The 16,434-nt window shown below is 64.4% G+C and carries 18 protein-coding genes; 15 read left to right on the top strand and 3 right to left on the bottom strand.

Translation table 11 applies throughout. The features are described 5' to 3' along the window. Positions 1-48: 48 nt before the first annotated feature. The 9 genes from ACZY1I_RS16580 (at position 49) to ACZY1I_RS16540 (ending at position 7,925) form a co-directional block, all read left to right on the top strand. Positions 49-861: an IclR family transcriptional regulator gene (locus ACZY1I_RS16580; protein WP_463755520.1), complete on the top strand. Its 813-nt coding sequence runs from the start codon at positions 49-51 to the stop codon at positions 859-861. Next, a complete protein-coding gene (locus tag ACZY1I_RS16575) occupies positions 858-1,766 on the top strand; it encodes an alpha/beta hydrolase (protein WP_463755519.1) in 909 nt (302 codons plus the stop codon). The genes ACZY1I_RS16580 and ACZY1I_RS16575 overlap by 4 nt, the downstream gene beginning before the upstream one ends. Positions 1,767-1,896: 130 nt before the next feature. Beyond that, positions 1,897-3,468 (top strand): acyl-CoA synthetase, encoded by a 1,572-nt coding sequence (locus ACZY1I_RS16570; protein ID WP_463755518.1) that lies wholly within the window; start codon positions 1,897-1,899, stop codon positions 3,466-3,468. Positions 3,469-3,492: 24 nt separating this feature from the next. Further along, the gene (locus ACZY1I_RS16565; protein ID WP_463755517.1) at positions 3,493-4,269 is read left to right on the top strand and encodes a crotonase/enoyl-CoA hydratase family protein; all 777 of its coding nucleotides are present in this window, start codon (positions 3,493-3,495) and stop codon (positions 4,267-4,269) included. Continuing rightward, positions 4,269-5,408 carry an acyl-CoA dehydrogenase family protein gene (locus ACZY1I_RS16560; protein WP_463755752.1) on the top strand — a complete coding sequence of 380 codons (1,140 nt, stop codon included), beginning with the start codon at positions 4,269-4,271 and terminating at the stop codon, positions 5,406-5,408. The genes ACZY1I_RS16565 and ACZY1I_RS16560 overlap by 1 nt, the downstream gene beginning before the upstream one ends. Further along, entirely contained in the window at positions 5,405-6,430 is a 1,026-nt protein-coding gene (locus tag ACZY1I_RS16555; protein ID WP_463755516.1) for an acyl-CoA dehydrogenase family protein, read from the top strand. Before ACZY1I_RS16560 ends, ACZY1I_RS16555 begins: the two co-directional genes overlap by 4 nt. A gap of 142 nt (positions 6,431-6,572) precedes the next feature. Continuing rightward, positions 6,573-6,899, top strand: coding sequence for a DUF732 domain-containing protein (locus ACZY1I_RS16550; protein WP_463755515.1), 327 nt, complete (start codon positions 6,573-6,575; stop codon positions 6,897-6,899). A gap of 80 nt (positions 6,900-6,979) precedes the next feature. After that, positions 6,980-7,327, top strand: a complete 348-nt coding sequence (locus tag ACZY1I_RS16545) for a hypothetical protein (protein ID WP_463755514.1) — start codon at positions 6,980-6,982, stop codon at positions 7,325-7,327. Then, entirely contained in the window at positions 7,320-7,925 is a 606-nt protein-coding gene (locus ACZY1I_RS16540) for a Dabb family protein (protein WP_463755513.1), read from the top strand. Before ACZY1I_RS16545 ends, ACZY1I_RS16540 begins: the two co-directional genes overlap by 8 nt. 9 nt (positions 7,926-7,934) lie before the next feature. On the opposite strand, the gene ACZY1I_RS16535 is transcribed toward ACZY1I_RS16540, so the two are convergent. Together ACZY1I_RS16535 and ACZY1I_RS16530 are read right to left on the bottom strand one after the other, a co-directional pair. Next, on the bottom strand, positions 7,935-8,822 hold the full coding sequence (locus ACZY1I_RS16535; RefSeq protein WP_463755512.1) for an SDR family NAD(P)-dependent oxidoreductase: 888 nt from the start codon (positions 8,820-8,822) through the stop codon (positions 7,935-7,937). Then, positions 8,819-10,729, bottom strand: a complete 1,911-nt coding sequence (locus tag ACZY1I_RS16530) for a flavin-containing monooxygenase (protein WP_463755511.1) — start codon at positions 10,727-10,729, stop codon at positions 8,819-8,821. Before ACZY1I_RS16530 ends, ACZY1I_RS16535 begins: the two co-directional genes overlap by 4 nt. A gap of 219 nt (positions 10,730-10,948) precedes the next feature. On the opposite strand from ACZY1I_RS16530, the gene ACZY1I_RS16525 reads away from it, so the two are divergent. From ACZY1I_RS16525 to ACZY1I_RS16500, 6 genes are all read left to right on the top strand, one after another. Continuing rightward, complete coding sequence (locus ACZY1I_RS16525; protein WP_463755510.1) at positions 10,949-11,431, top strand: nuclear transport factor 2 family protein; 483 nt, start codon at positions 10,949-10,951, stop codon at positions 11,429-11,431. Next, entirely contained in the window at positions 11,431-12,267 is an 837-nt protein-coding gene (locus tag ACZY1I_RS16520) for an SDR family NAD(P)-dependent oxidoreductase (RefSeq protein WP_463755751.1), read from the top strand. The genes ACZY1I_RS16525 and ACZY1I_RS16520 overlap by 1 nt, the downstream gene beginning before the upstream one ends. After that, a complete protein-coding gene (locus tag ACZY1I_RS16515) occupies positions 12,264-13,196 on the top strand; it encodes an alpha/beta hydrolase (protein WP_463755509.1) in 933 nt (310 codons plus the stop codon). Before ACZY1I_RS16520 ends, ACZY1I_RS16515 begins: the two co-directional genes overlap by 4 nt. Before the next feature lie 85 nt (positions 13,197-13,281). Then, entirely contained in the window at positions 13,282-14,358 is a 1,077-nt protein-coding gene (locus tag ACZY1I_RS16510) for a hypothetical protein (RefSeq protein ID WP_463755508.1), read from the top strand. A gap of 18 nt (positions 14,359-14,376) precedes the next feature. Then, positions 14,377-15,159, top strand: a complete 783-nt coding sequence (locus tag ACZY1I_RS16505; RefSeq protein ID WP_463755507.1) for an SDR family NAD(P)-dependent oxidoreductase — start codon at positions 14,377-14,379, stop codon at positions 15,157-15,159. 27 nt (positions 15,160-15,186) lie between these two features. Then, positions 15,187-15,630, top strand: coding sequence for a nuclear transport factor 2 family protein (locus ACZY1I_RS16500; RefSeq protein ID WP_463755506.1), 444 nt, complete (start codon positions 15,187-15,189; stop codon positions 15,628-15,630). A 3-nt stretch (positions 15,631-15,633) separates the two neighbouring features. Here ACZY1I_RS16500 and ACZY1I_RS16495 read toward each other — a convergent pair whose 3' ends face one another. Then, complete coding sequence (locus ACZY1I_RS16495) at positions 15,634-16,431, bottom strand: SDR family NAD(P)-dependent oxidoreductase (protein ID WP_463755505.1); 798 nt, start codon at positions 16,429-16,431, stop codon at positions 15,634-15,636. Positions 16,432-16,434 lie beyond the last annotated feature (3 nt).

Below are 16,434 nucleotides of genomic sequence, written 5' to 3'. Positions count from 1 at the left end.
TCCTAATAGGAATATAGCAGGCAGACATAACAAGCCCTTGGAGGACCAATGGCCGCCGACGTCACCACCCCCAGCGCCGTCATCGACCGGATCTCACTCGTTCTGGACGCGTTCGACGGACCCGGACGGCTGACCCTCGCGCAGATCGTGCGGCGCACCGGTCTGCCCCGCTCGTCCGCGCACCGGATGCTCGAGCGACTGGTTCAGTTGCGTTGGTTGCGTCGCAGCGGTCGGGACTACGAGCTCGGCATGCGGTTGGTGGAATTGGGGTCACTGGCCGTGCACCAGGATCGACTGGCGCGTGCGGCCAAGCCGCTGCTCGGCGAATTGCACCGCGCCACTGGGCTTGTCGTTCATCTGGCAGTGCTGGACGGATCCGATGTCGTCTACCTGGACAAGGTCGGCGACCGGGTCTGTGGCGGGTTGCCGACCCGCGTCGGTGGCCGGCAGCCGGCGCACTGCACAGCAGTCGGCAAGGCGCTGCTGGCCTACCGCGACCAGGATGCTGACGTCGACCTGCAGGTCCGCAAAACCAAATACTCGATCTCGACCGGCTCACAACTGACGGTCGAACTGGCCAAAGTACGTGCGCACGGCGTCGCATTCGAGCGGGAGGAGTCGCTGCTCGGATTCGGCTGCGTCGCTGCACCGATCGGCAGTCCTGACGATGCCGTCGCGGCGGTGTCGGTGTGTGGTCCGATCAAGCACATGGTGTTCGATCAACGTCTGGCCGCCCCGGTCCGCATGACCGCGATGGGCATCTGGCGCAATGTTGAAGACGGCCCGCAGCGAGTCGCACCCACCCTGCAACCGTTGCGGCCGTTGCGTCCCACAGCCCGGCCGGCACTGCAATACGCGTGAATCTCGACCCTCAGATAGCAGCGCTGCTCGACACGCTGGATGCGGGCTTTCCGCCGGTGCACGCCATGACCGGCGCGCAGGCCAGAGCGGTGATCCGGTCGCGGTACGTCCCCCCGGCCGAGCCCGAAGCTGTCGCCGAGGTGCGCGACATGACCGTCCCCGGGCCGGGTGGTGACATCCCGGTCCGGGTTTACCGCCCCGCCGGTGACGATCTGCCTGTGCTGGTTTACGCGCATGGCGGAGGATTCGTCTTCTGCGACCTGGACAGCCACGACGGCTTGTGCCGCGGATTCGCCAATATGCTTCCCGCCGTGGTGGTTTCGGTCGCCTACCGCTTGGCACCCGAGTATCGCTGGCCGGCAGCGGCCGATGACGTCTACGCGGTCGTCCGGGCGGCGGCCGAAGGATCGTTCGGCGGAGAGCCGGGCCGGATCGTCGTGGGCGGCGACAGTGCGGGCGGCAACCTGGCCACCGTCGCCGCGTTGATGGCCCGCGATCGCGGCGGCCCCGCGCTTGCGGCACAGCTACTCATCTACCCGGTGCTCGCCGCCGACTTCGACACCGAGTCCTATCGACTCTTCGGCCGCGGCTACTACAACCCGAAGACCGCCATGCAGTGGTATTGGGACCAGTACGTGCCGGCGACGACCGACCGCACCCACCCGTACGTCGCGCCGCTGCACGGCGAGCTAGTCGGACTGCCGCCCACGGTGCTGGTGATCGCGGGCCATGACCCGCTGCGCGACGAGGCAACTGCGTACGCGGCGGCCCTCGCCTCAGCCGGCGTTCCGGTCGTACGCGCCCAATTCGACGGCGCCGTGCATGGTTTCATGAGCATGCCGATCCTGGACATCGCCCATGATGCTCGCCGTCGGGCCTCCGAGGAACTGCGGCGCTTCTGCTGAGCCCACCGAAGTCGATAGCATTTGCGCCTGCCGAGTGAGGAGTTGCACGATCACCAACAGCACCGAGCAGAACTTGCCTTCGCACTCCGCGTCAACGTCCCGCAGAATCCCCCGCGTCTATGTTCGAGCTATGGATTCCGCGATCGCCTTGGCGCGCAGCCACTCGCTCGGCGATATTCCGCGCCGGTCGGCCCGTCGGCAACCGAACAAAACCGCGATCATCGACGGCGATGTCGTCCTCACCTTCGCCGAATTCGAGCATTTGGTGGATCGGGCGGCGGCGGCTTTTCACGACAACGGCATCGGACCGGGCGATCGCGTCGCGTTGTTGTCCCGGAACTGCTGGCAATACGCGGTGCTGGCGTTCGCGACCGCACGCGCCGGCGTGGTGCTGGTGCCGGTCAATTTCATGCTGACGGCCGAGGAGGTCGGCTTCATCCTCGGGCACAGCGGGGTCACCGGATTCATCGTCGAAGGGGAATTGCTTTCCGTCGCGCAGGACGCGATGCGCCTGAACGGCGCGATCACGACGAAGGTGGCTTTGATGCCTGCCGATCAAGCCGCTCCCGCCGGTTGGGACGACTTCGCGCGATGGTTGCGCACCGAAACCGTCGTGCGGCACCCGATCGTTGAGGACGACCAGCTGGTCCGCCTGATGTACACCAGCGGCACCGAGTCGCACCCCAAAGGCGTCATGCACAGCAGTCGCAGCCTGCTGTGGAACTACATCAGCACCATCCTCGCCGGCGACATGTCCGGAGATGACATCGAGATCCATTCGCTGCCGCTCTACCACTGCGCCCAGTTGGACAATTTCCTGTCGACCGACATCTACCTCGGCGCCACCAGCATCATCCTGCCGCGCCCAGAGCCCGAAGCGGTGCTGCGCACCATCGAGCGTTACTCAGTCACCAATTACTTTGCGCCACCTACGGTCTGGATCAGCCTGCTACGCTCACCACTCTTCGACGAAGTGGACCTGTCCAGTCTGCGCAAGGGCTATTACGGCGCGTCAGCCATGCCGGTCGAGATTCTCGGTGAGATCCGAAAGCGACTGCCGCGCTTGAAGTTATGGAACTTCTACGGCCAGACCGAGATGGCGCCGTTGGCGTCAGCGTTGGGTCCGGACGAGCAGGACGCCCACCCAGGTGCCGCCGGGCGCCCGGCACTCAACGTGGAGACGGCGATCTTAGACGAGGATGACGCCCCGGCACCTACCGGCATGGTGGGTGAAATCGCACATCGCAGTGCACATTTGATGCTCGGGTACCTCGACGACGCTGCAAAGACCGAAGCAGCGTTCAGCGGCGGCTGGTTCCATTCCGGCGACCTCGGCTACTACGACGAGCACGGCTTACTGCACGTCGTCGATCGCAAGAAAGACATGATCAAGACGGGCGGCGAGAACGTCGCCAGCCGGGAGGTCGAAGAGGTGCTGTACCGGCACGGCGGCGTCCAGGAAGTAGCGGTGTTCGGTCTCGCGCACCCGGTCTGGGTCGAAGCGGTGGTGGCAGCAGTAGTGACCCGCGAGGGCAGCGCCCTGACCGAGGAGGATCTGATCGCGCATTGCCGAGCACACCTCGCCGGATTCAAGACTCCCAAGCAGGTCTTTTTCGTCGAATCCCTGCCCAAGAACCCCAGCGGCAAGCTGCTCAAACGCCAGTTGCGGGAGCGGTTCGCCCGCGCGTCTACGAGCGGCTGACACCGGGTCCCTACAGTTGCCAATATGAGTAAACCTCTGGAAATCAGCGGTTCCGGACCGATCCGGGTCTGGACGATCAACCTGCCCGACGTCGGAAACGCGATCACCGGCAAGGACGTCATCGCCGCATTCGAGAACGCCGTCGACGGCGCGAACACCGATACCGGCATCCGCACTGTGATCCTCACCGGGACCGGCAAGATCTTCTCCGCCGGCGGCAACGTCAAGGAGATGGCCGACGGCGCCAGCATTTTCGGCCTAGACGCGATCGATCAGAGATTCGCCTACGTCGACGGAATCCAGCGCATTCCAAGGGCATTGGGTCGCCTCGAAGTCCCGCTGATCGCCGCCGTGAACGGGGCCGCGATCGGCGCAGGATGCGACCTGGCGATGATGTGTGACATCAGAGTTGCTTCCGAACGGGCATCGTTCGCCGAAAGCTTCGTGCAACTCGGGCTGATCCCCGGCGACGGCGGAACGTGGTTTTTGCAGCGCGCGATCGGCTACGAACGCGCGGCCGAGATGACACTGACCGGCGATCGCGTCGACGCGGCGACCGCACTCGAATGGGGCCTGGTCAGCCGCGTGGTGGCGCACGACGACCTGCTCGCCGAGGCGCGCGCACTGGCCGAGCGCATCGTCAAGAACCCGACGCACTCGCTGCGGATGGCCAAGCGTCTGCTGCAGGAATCGCGTACCGGTTCGCTGGAATCGACGCTGGCCATGGCGGCGGCGATGCAACCGCTCGCGCACCACGACCGCGAGCACCTGCAGCGCATTGCCAAGTGGAAGACAAGCTAGTGGGTCTGCCCAGGCTGGTGCCGCCGGCGGGAGTCGAAGACGACGAGACGGCCGAACTGCGCGCCGAGGTTCGCATGTTTGTCGCCGAACAGATCGCCGCGGGTTCATTCACCCCGACCGTCGACTCGTGGCTGTCCCGCTGGGACGAGGATTTCACCGCGGCGCTCGCCGCGCGGGGTTGGCTGGGCATGACAGTGCCGGTCGAGTACGGCGGTCACGGCCGTTCGTTCTTGGAACGCTTCGTTGTCACCGAAGAATTACTGGCCGCCGGAGCGCCGGTCGGGGCTCACTGGATCGCGGACCGGCAGATCGTGCCGTCGCTGCTCAAGTACGGCACCCAAACGCAGAAAGAACGGTTCCTGCCACGAATTGTGCGCGGCGAGTGCTTCTTCGCAATCGGCATGAGCGAGCCGGACTCCGGCTCTGATCTGGCCAGCGTGCGAACCCGCGCCGAACGCGTCGAGGGCGGTTGGTCGCTGACCGGCACCAAGCTCTGGACGTCAGGAGCACATCTTGCCGAGGCGTTCATCGCCCTGGCCCGCACCGCGGCGGTGGATTCGCAGCACCGCCACGCCGGGCTGAGCCAGTTCATCGTCGACCTGCGCGGCGACGGCATCGAGATCCGCCCGGTCATCTCGATGAACGGCGCCCACCATTTCAACGAGGTGATTCTGGACGGCGCATTCGTTCCGGATGACATGGTGTTCGGCGAAATTGGCGAAGGCTGGCAACAAGTGACCTCGGAGCTGGCCTTTGAACGCAGCGGGCCGGAGCGGTTCTTGTCCACCTTCATGTTGCTGGCGGCCTGCGCCGACCGGATGGCGGCCAATGCCATCCCCCGCAGCGCTGAACTCGGGCGGTTGGTGGCGCGGACCGCAGGGCTGCATCAAATGTCCACCGCAGTCGCCGGAGCGCTTCAGCGCCACGATCCTGCCGATCTGCCGGCCGCGGTGGTCAAGGTGCTGGGCACCACCACCGAAGGCGACATCGCGGAGTTCGCCCACTTGCAGGACTCCCCCGATGCCGTGTTCTCAGAGCTGGTGCGGGCCGCCGTCGACCAGCGGCCGGGCTTTACCCTGCGTGGTGGCACCAACGAGGTGCTGCGCGGAGTGATCGCGCGCGGATTGGGCCTGCGATGAGCGCCCGACCCGACGTCGACAAAGCCTTGATCGACATGATGGACGCGGTCTTCGCCGACTATCGCGAGAAGCATCCGACCGGCGAATCCGTCACACGAGACCCAGAACTGTGGCAACACCTCGACGAACTCGGCCTGGTCCGGTTGACCGGGCCAGAGCAGAACGGTGGCAGTGGCGCCGGATGGTCCGAGGCGGCCGAACTGCTTGCCGCAGCCGCCAGCCACGGAGTGCGAATTCCGTTGGCCGAGCATGACTTACTGGCGTGCTGGCTGCTGGCGGCGGCCGGGATCACTGCCGATCGCGCTGTGCGCACGGTGTGCATGCTCAATAAGCAGGGATACGCCGCGGATGTGCCCTGGGCCGCCGGCGCGGACCGGATCGTGGTGGTCTGGCGATCCGACGGCCAATACCGCGCTGCCGATGTCGCGGCCGAGGCCCTCGCGATCAGCCCGGGCACCAACCTGATCGGCGAGCCGCGCGACACGGTCACCGCCGACCTGGCCAACCTCGACGGTGCCCCGCTGACCTTGGCCGTGGTCACCGAGTTGCGACTGAAGTCGGGATTGGTTCGATCCATCCAGGTGTGCGCCGCGCTGGACCGAATACTGGGACTGTGCGTCGAACACGTCGCGTCGCGCACCCAGTTCGGCCGCCCACTGGCGAAATTCCAGGCCGTCCAGCACCTGGTATCCGACGTTGCCGGCGAGGCCGCACTCGCTCGGGCGGCAACCGAGGCCGCGCTGAACTTCGCCACCGCCTACGGATGGTCCGCGCCGGGGCTGGATTTCCTTGTGGCCGTGGCTCGTTCATGTGCGGGTCACGCAACTACGGTGGTGGTGCGCAACGCTCACCAGATCCACGGCGCGATCGGCACTACCCGGGAGCACCGGTTGCACGAATTCACCCGCGCCGCTCTCGCCTGGCGATCAGAGTTCGGTTCGATGCAGTACTGGGACGACCAGGTGACGGACGCGGCCATGCACGCGAGTGCCGGCGGCCTGTGGGGCCTGATCACCGGATAACGGGGATGGTCCACTCCGCGCGCTGTTCGGCATTGAAGGAGTCAATGGATTGCCATAACCGACGCGGGCGCCCGGCTGAATTCGGTTCAGCTTTGCCCACTCTTCATTTTGCTGCCGCTTTGGGCCCGCATACTCACTGCCAATGTCACTATCTCGCCGGCTAACCGCATGCAGCGCTGCTTTGTTGGTTGGTTTAGCCGCCCTGACCAATAGCGCAGCGCAGGCAACTGCTGACCCGATTGACGACGCATATCTGGCTCAACTGCACGCCCAAGGGTTCACCTGGCCGCCGGACCACAACGACTACATGGTCAAGCTGGCGTTGCACATATGCATCAATCGTTTGCGTGGCTGGACTCCGGACCAGATTGCCTCGGATGCCCACTCGGTCCTCGGCCACGAGGGTCTGACAGAGGCACATCTCAGCGACATGGTGAACACCGCGGAAGCGACCTACTGCCCGACGTAAGCCTGCTCAGCATGCTGCGAGCTTCCCACTGGCCGGGAGCGGGACGCGACTGCCGCGAAACGGCGCAATAGGTTCATCGCATGCCGGACGCCGCAGTGTTCGTGATCGACCGCGTGGTGACGCGACCGGGCTGTGCAAGGCGATTCGTCGACGCCTATCTCGCCGACTATGCGCCGGGAGCGCGAGAGCGTGGGATGACGTTGCGCGAAGTGCTGGTGAGCCCGCCGATCTGGTTCGACGACCAGCCCAACACCATCACAATCACATGGACACTGCCGAACGCCCGGGCATGGTGGGAGATGACATGGAAGAGCCGATCTGATCCGAGCCTGGCCGAATGGTGGTCATACATAGACGAACTGGTTCAGGAACGCTCCCGCTCATTCGCCGCAGCCGCCCACGACGTCGACAATCTGTGCGATGTATAGCGTCACGCGGCTGCTGGACGTGCGAGAAGCTGATCGCGCGCGGATCATCGGCGCTTTGGTCACTGCCGCGACCCGTGTGCCCTTCTCAATCGTGCAGCCAACACAGCCGGGCTCGCGCAACGGCGGCGATGTTCTGATGCACCTCCGGTTCGAATCAGAAGATCAGTGGCACTGCCTAAGAACGTCTTTCAATGAATTGCTTGCCGACGACGCGATTTCACGCATCAATGGCGCCAACTACTCAGGCACTACCGTTCGCGCCGGAACGACGACCGGCAGTGTCTATCGGTCGTTGCTGCTGCGAGTAGCGCCCGGCACTGCGCTCGACACCGTCGCCCGTTTCGAGAAAGAACTCGAGGCGATGCCGCGCTACATCCGCTCAATTACTTCCTGGCAGCTCAGCCGAGTCGACGAAGCGTTGGGGACATCGGCGTGGACGCATGTGTTCGAGCAAGAATTCACCGACGTCAACGGGCTGATGGGCCCGTATCTGATGCATCCGATTCACTGGGCGGTGGTCGATCGCTGGTTTGACCCCGAATGCCCCGAAGTCATTGTTCGAGAACGTGTCTGCCATAGCTTCTGCACGCTGCCTTGAACAGACGCGTTATTCGCCGGCGGGCAGGACGTTCGGGTTGGCGGTGGCGGGCGGTGGCATCGGCGTCAGCACCGCGGTCCCATCCAGCGTATGCACCGGCAACTTCTGCGACCAGGGATAGTGCAGGCTGAATGCGACCAATCCGGTGCGTTCGGCGGCGGGTAGGTGGCACATCGCCAACACGGTCTCGGCGAGATACTCCACCGGTTCGGTCGGAAACGACTCCGGAATCAGCTGCGCCGCACCGGGTGTGCGCACCGCCGTGGACGGACCTACAGCGTTAACCGCGATATTGCCGTCCAACAGTTCAGCGGCCACTCCTTGAGTGAAACGGTGCAGTGCGGCCTTGCACGATGCGTACACGACGTCGCCGGCTGTCTTGTTGTACTCGCGGTAGGGCCGTACCGGCGCCACCCCGGTGACTGATCCGACGTTGACGATCCAGCCAGCGGTTTGGTTGCGCATATGTGGCACAGCGTTTTTGGTCAGCACGAACGGAGTCCGCAGGTAATGCTCGATCGTCCGGTCGAAGGTCTCCAGCGACATGCCCTCGACCACCGAGTAATCGGCGAAACCCGCATTGTTGACCAGGATATCGATGCGGCCGGTGCGGTCAACCACTTCGTCGATCAAACGCTCGCGCTGCGCGGAATCTTCCAAGTCCGCCGTCACACCGACCGCTCGACCGCCGGCCGCCTCAATCAGGGCGATGGTCTCGCCGATAGTTCCAGGCAGGCTGGTCGTCGTATCCGCCCGCCTCGACGAGGAAGCCAGATGCGAACGCGCCGTCACCACCACCGTGGCGCCCTCGGCAGCCAGTCGCTGCGCAATCGCCCGACCAATCCCCCGACTGCTGCCGGTCACCAAAGCTGTTCTGCCGAGCAGTATCCCGGTCATCGCAGCCCGAAGTGCTCTTCGACGGGAGCCCGGTGTTCATGCCAGAGGTCGACCAGTCGATACGGGGTTGCCACAACTACCCGGCCTGATCCGGACCGATAGTAGGTGTGCGCGTTGGGGGTGTGGCACCACACCGTCCCGGCCATCGCTTCGTCAATCCCGGATACGTATTCGTCATGTGCCTGTCGGGTCACTTCGATGGTGCTTGCGCCGCGCGTTGCCATGAGTTGCAGACACTCGATGATGTAATGCGCCATCACTTCCATGGAGAAGTTGGCCCCGGCGCCGTGACCTGGACTGTAGTTGGGTGCCGAATGGATGAAGAGGTTGGGGAATCCGGGCACGGTGCCACCGCGGTAAGCGGTCGGGCTGTCACCCCACTCGTCGACGAGTGTGCGCCCTTCGCGACCGCGGATGTCGATGGTGGACAAGAAGTCGAGGTGATACCCGGTGGCATAGATGATGACATCGACGTCTATCTGCCTGCCGTTTTGAGCGACAATGCCATTCGCGTTGACCGCAGCGGGTTCGCAGGCCTCGACGTCGACGTGATCGCGGGCCAGCGCCGCATAGTAGCCACCCGGATCACGGATGATCCGCTTGCCGTACGGCGCGAAGTCGGGGGTGACTTTCTTCGCCAATTCGGTACCCGGACCGAATGTTTGATCAATGTAGCTCTGGCACATCTGCAGCAGTATGTCGTTGGCGGGAGAAATCGATAGATGAGTCTTCGCCCACTCTGGGTCTCGCTGGATGACCGGATAGTTGTTATCAGCGGTGCCCCAGTAGGACTTGAGCCGATTCCAGTTCGCGTAGTACGGCAGATGGCGACCGAGGTATCGGCGGTGCTCGGGAACATCGTCACTCGGCCGTCTGCGCGGAGCCACCCAATGCGGTTGCCGTTGAAATACGGTCAGATGCTCGACCTGATCGACACAGGCATCCACGATCTGCACCGCAGTACACCCTGCCCCGATGACCGCGACCCGCCGACCGGTCAAGTCGAGCGATGTGTCCCAATGGGCGGAATGAATACTGTTGCCCAGAAACGTCTCTCGGCCCGATAACGTTGGCCAGCGCGGGCGGTTGAGGTAGCCGGCGGCGGTGACGACCACGCGGGCGTAACTGACGTCCCGACCGCCGTCCGGACTGACCGAATGAATCCGCCAGTGCGAGCGCTCGTCGTCCCAGTGCAGGGCCTCGACTTCTGTGTTGAATCGGGTGTGCGCACGTAGGCCGTGCTTGTCGGCCAGTGCCACCAGGTAGGCCTGGTACTCGGCTCCCTGCGGGTAATAGCTGGTCCATTCCGGATTCACCTCGCGCGACAGCGAGTAGTAAGCCGACGGGGTATCCACGCCGATGCCCGGGTAGGTGGTCGTCAGCCAGGTTCCGCCGACTTCGGCGTTGCGGTCGAAGATCTGATAACGGACATCGGCATCGGCGGCAGCCAGCGCGGTGATGATGCCGGCGAGTCCCGCACCGATGATGGCCACGGTCGTCGTCTCAGGGATTGACGAAGTGCGCAGCGTCGGTCGGGAAAGCCGGAAACCGCCCTGTTCGAGTAGCAGCGGAACGAACTCGTCGTCAACCTGGCCGCCCAGCGCCAGCGGCAGCACGCGCCGAAACAGCTGGACGTCATCGAACGGCGCGGTCGACGGAGATTCAAGTGCGGCCATCAGCGCCTCGACCAACGTATCGGTGGTGGCGGGGTCAGTGACGCCGGCGCGTTCGGGTGGATCAGGAATGTGGGAGATCTTGGGCCCGAAGGTATCTACCACCGCTGAGTCGCCGGTGAGCTGTGCCAGCACGGCGACCAGAACGCCCGGGTCGGCCCGGCGGAGATTTGCCCGAAGTTCGTCGGGATTCACCGCGGTCTGGCCCGCGCGGGCAGTGGTCACGAAAGTCACACCGTCAGTATTGAATCCCGGACGCACCGCGACGATCGCGCTTTCCTCTCAGCGGGACACCGATCGGGCCAGCCGCTGCGACCGCCTATGTTCGAGTCACGCATTCCGAAATCGCGCGAGCGCGGGGTCAGGAGCGGTTCGCGCGCACTGACCTCTCCGCGTCCCACTGACCGGGCAACCCCGCTCTCGCTTGGGTCGTACCGGAGTTGACTGCGTGCCATGAGCAACGACATCACGCTGCCGGAACTACAAGAGTTCATCGCCGGTTTCTGGTACCACTACGACGAGGCGCACTACGAGGAACTGGCGTCACGCTACGCCGAAGACATCCGTTACGTGAGTAGAAGCGACAGTGGTGCAAGCCCTTTCGAGGAATTGATGTCACCTGAATTGCAGGGCCGGGACTCGGTTATGCAGTGGCTGTCCGAGCATCGTGAGCAGAGCCCCTACCCGTTGCGTCACCACACCACCAACCTGCACCGCATCGACGCCAGCGGTGACATCACCCGCGCGCGGTTCTACATCCTCGTCAACCAGACTGCGAACTTTGTGCCGTTCGCGGTGTCCAGCGGCGTCGTCGAGGTCTGCGTGCGCCGCGGCGGCGCGAACGGATTGGAGTTCACCGAGATGGACGTCACGCTCGACACCACCAACTCGGTGCCATTGTCCGGGATGCACGCAGCGACTACCGCCGGATCGTGATTAACGCCCTCGAAACGTTCTCGGGCGGCGTAGCCGTCATTACCGGCGCGGGCGCCGGCATTGGCGCAGGGCTTGCGCGCCATGCGAGTTCGTTGGGAATGACCGTTGTGTTGGCCGACATCAATACCGACGCGATCGCGGCACTGTGCGACGAAATCGTCGCGGGCGGAGGTCGGGCCACGGCGGTGAGGTGCGATGTACGTGACCCCGCCGCCGTGCAGGAACTGGCCGATCGGGTATTTCGCGATCAGGGATCGGTACGGCTGTTGGTGAACAACGCCGGAGTCGAACAATTCGGCTATCTCTGGGACACGCCTCTTCCCAATTGGCAGCGCGTCGTCGACGTCAACATCAGCGGAGTCTTCCACGGCGTCAAGGCGTTCCTGCCCAAGATGATGGCTACAGACGAGCAGGCCTGGGTGTGGAACCTGTCGTCGGTCGGCGCGGTGGTGGCCATTCCGTTGCAGACGCCCTACATCATGAGCAAGCACGCGGTGCTCGCGATGACCGAATGCCTGCGTCTGGATGTGGAGAAGGCCGGACACGGCAACCACATTCATGTGCAGGCAGTGCTGCCGGGCGCGGTGGTGTCCGACATCTTCGAGTCAGCCGGCGGGGTCGACTCCATCGGGGACGTCGCGGCAGCCGAAACCCAGCGGGCAGCCATGCTGAATGTCAAAGCCGCGGCAATCGACCCGTTGGCGGCCGCTGCGACACTGTTCGAGCAGGCGGCAGCTGGGCAGTTCTATCTCGTGACGCAGGAATCCGTGCTGACGGCAATGCGGCAGCGCGCCGATACCCTCGCGACGCAACGCGTTCCGTCGCTGAAGCGATGAAGCCCACCCTGGATCCGGACGCCGCGGCACGGCTCGCGTCGTTCGGCGCAATCCCGGGGATGCGGCAACGCGGCCTGGCAGCGGTGCGGGCTGCGATCGAATCGGCCCCGTTGCCCGCCGACATGCCGCAGATGGCCGATATCACCGACTTCGTCATTCCGGCAGCTGTCGGGGTGCGGATCTACCGCCCTACCAACGATTCCGCGCAACCGGTGCTGGTGTACCTGCATGGGGGCGGGCTGGTCCTGGGCAGTAACCATTCGTTCGAACCACTGGCCCGCGCGCTGGCATCAGCGTCCGGTGCAACCGTTGTCGCCGTCGACTACCGACTGGCTCCCGAGTCGCCGCCGCCCGCGCAATTCGACGACGCCTACGCAGCCACCGAGTGGGTGTCCCAAATGGCCGCGGACCTAAGCGTCGATGCCGGCCGACTGGCGGTGGTCGGCGACAGCGCGGGAGGGTCGCTTGCGGCCGGGGTCGCGCTGGCCGCCCGCGATCGAGGCGGACCAGCTATCTGCGCGCAGGTATTGCTCTACCCGGGCCTCGATCGCGATATGACCGCGCCGTCGGTCACTTTGCTTGCCGATGCACCGATGCTCAGCCGCGACGACATCGACTATCTGCATGCTCTGGCCGACGGCGCAGGCGGCACGCCGCGGGATCCCTATCTGGTGCCTGCCTTCGCAACGAATTTGGCGGACCTACCGCCCGCCATCGTGGTGACCGCAGGTTGCGACCCGATCCGCGACTGGGGCGAGCGGTATGCGGCCCGCCTTGCTGAGGCCGGAGTCCAAACCACCCTCACCCGCTATCCCGGGATGTATCACGGATTTCTGATGCGATCCGATGCGACCGCGCGCGGCCGATTGGCGATCGCAGAGATCGGCGGTCTGCTGCGAGCTAAGTTCACGCATCCGCTCGGCTTCTAACGTCCCGGTCACCGGACAACACGTCTCCGGGACTCGACGCCATTGCTCAGACTCAGAATTCGCACACTGCAGAAGGAGACAGCTGATGCTCACCCAGGAGCGACGAATCGAGCTTTCCGACGTACTGCGGCCAGCCGCGCCACCCCGCGAGATCGACGACGTCTATTCCGACGATCAACTTCGACGGCTTCTTGACGTGGTTCACAACGAAGGCCCGTGGAGCCTGATCATCGCCCAGCACTTCGCTTCCGCCGACGAGCTGATCGCGACCATGAGTGGCCTTTTCCCCGAAGGGTTCACGCCGTCGCTGGATCTGTTTCTCACGCCGACCTTTCGCGGCTACCTGGCGAACTATGGTGCAGTGCTCTACCCACAGCTGCACGACTGCTTCTACAACGAGCGCTTCCTGGGGTTGGCGAAGGGCTATTGGAACGCCGAATACGCCAAACCAGAACTGATGCTGTTCAACATCAACGGGCCGTGCGCCAATCGCGACCCGGGACATTTGGATTCGCCCAGCTTCCGCGGCGTGCGCCACGAGAACGCACCGACCTGGCTGACCAGCGTGATGGGCAAGTCCGGCCTCTTCCGTGACTACCTGATCAAGATGGCTCAGGTCATCACCTGGTTCTCGTTGGACGGCGGCAGTGGATTCACGTATTGGCCCGAGGGACCGCTGAGGCCACCCAAGCGGGTGATCCCACCGATTTACAACCGCGGTGTGGTGGTGCAGAACGAAATGATGGTGCATCGCGGAGAAGCAAATGGGCCACTGGCACAGCAGATTCCGGTCGGTCTGGCGTTCGGCACCACGTTTGCCGGCGACCCCGACGACCGTGACGGGTGGCTGCTCAACAACGGAGACGAGGTCATCGCCCGCCACCGCACCGACGAACTTCGCTTCCTGGTGCACTGGTCAGCCGAGGTGTTCTCCGACCTCGACGAACTCAAAATGAACATGGACGGCACTCGCGATCTGACCGTCGAGAAGGCGATCGACATCATGGTCGACGACGTCAACCGTCGAGGCATGAAGCTGGACATTCCTGGGGAGCCGCTGCACGATCCGGCTTTTATCGCCGCCCTCAACGCCGCCTACGACGTCGGCGGGCCGGCCGTCTATCCCGATGAGGCGCCCATCAGCGCCTTCCAACTGACGTGACACCGAATGGATTGCACAATGGAACGGTTCACCGATCGGCGCGTGCTTGTCACCGGAGCCGGATCCGGCATCGGACAAGCAACCGTAGCTCGACTACTGGACGAAGGCGCCTCTGTCGTCGGCTATGACGTTGCCGCAGACGGCCTGGCCCGCACGGCGGCATCAGCGGACGAAGCCGGTACCGGTATGCGACTGACAACTGCGGTCCTCGACGTGTCGTCCGAAGCCGAAGTCAGTGCCGCGGTAGGTGAGGCGATCGCCGAACTAGGCGGACTGGAGGTGCTGATCAACGCCGCGGCGATCCAACGGTGCGCCCATACTCACGAGCACACGCTCGATGACTGGAACACGACCTTGGCGGTCAATTTGACCGGTACCTTCCTGATGACCCGACAGGCGCTACCGGCCTTGCTGGATTCGGGTCGAGGGGTGGTGGTCAATTTCACCTCTACCGCAGCGTCTTTCGCGCATCCCTACATGGCGGCGTACGCGGCGAGCAAGGGCGGCGTGTTGGCGTTTACGCATGCGCTGGCACTCGAGTACGCCAAACGCGGCTTGCGCGCCGTCAATATTCAACCGGGCGGGGTCGCTACCGCGCTGGCGCTGAGCACCCTCGACAAGATGCCCGACGGCTACGACTTGGGACTGTGGGCTAAGCAGACCCCGTTGTTGCACGGAGAGGACAGTGAGATCCTGGGTGACCCGAGTTCGGTAGCCGCAGTGATCGCCATGGTCGCATCCGACGACGGTGCCTTCATCACGGGGACCGAAATCCGCATCGACGGTGGCGCGCACGCGTGACCTGCTCAGTGAAAGTACCTCGCCACCATGCCAGTTGACACAATCCAGATCCTGTACGACGAACGTGACGTAGTACGTGCGCTCTACCTGTTTGCCCGCATGATGGATGATCGCGACTGGTCGGGAATGTCCGAAATCCTTGCCGAAGATGCTGAAGGCGATTTAGGAACGGGACGTCTGGTGGGAAGCGCGGCGATCATCGAAACGGTTCGCGTGTACCTCGATCACTGTGGGCCCACCCAGCATCTGTTGGGCAACGTCATCGTGGACGTCACGGGAGACACCGCTGTCAGTCGTTCCTATGTCCGTGATGTGCACCTCAATTCGAGGGCTGATCCGTCCACGCGGTTCTACACCATCGGCGAATACCGCGACACTTGGCGGCGCCGGGACGATAGATCGTGGTGCCTGACAGAACGCATCAAGGCCAATCGCGCCCATGTCGGACCGCTTGAAGTCTTCAATGGCTAGTCGCTACTTGATGACTACCGAACTTGGTTCCCGTGGCGTGCCCAAGTGGCGGTGCGACGGTGGGCGCCGCCCGTTCTCGTCGGTGACGCCGTAGCGCTCGGCCAGTTCCGCACCGATGACCGCCTGCCCACTCAGACCGGCGAGGCCGGGGTCGTTGTAGAGCGCGTCGATCAAATGGCCGGTGAATTCCGGGGTTTCGGCGTGCTCAGCGGTCTTGGCGAGGGCTTTGGGGTTTCCGGCGAAGGCGCCACGCAGCTTTTCGGTGAGCAGGATGCCCATCCAGATCGACACCGTCGAGACGCCACTGTCCCGGAAGTCGACCGCCATGTCGGCGGCCATCTTGTCCACCCCGGCCTTCTGCGCCCCATACGCCGGGCCGTGCATGTAGCAGACCGATCCCGGCGACGAGGTGAAGGCGATCAACCCGCGACCCGAAGCGACCAGCAGCGGCGCGGCATACCAGGACGCCACGTAGGACGACCGCAGCCCGACATCCAGTACATCGGCCAGGCCAAGCGGCTTCTCCCAGAACGGCTTTGGGCTGACCAGCTCGTCGGAGATGACCGCGGCGTTGTTGACCAACAGATCCAGCCGGCCCTCCTCGGAGCGCACCAGCTCGAACAATTCGCCGACGGCGTCGTCGTCGTGGTGGTCGACCGGGACCGCGACCCCTCCCGGCGGTGCGTCGGTGATGGTGCGCCCGGTCGCATAAACCCGCCAGCCCTGCGCGCTCAACGCGCTCGCGATGCCCAGTCCGGCACCGCGACTGGCCCCGGTCACTACCGCCACTCGCTCACTCATAGT

Source organism: Mycobacterium sp. IDUB_37, from assembly GCF_055419245.1.
Note: the sequence above shows the minus strand (reverse complement) of the source record. Positions and strands in the feature narration are given on the sequence as shown.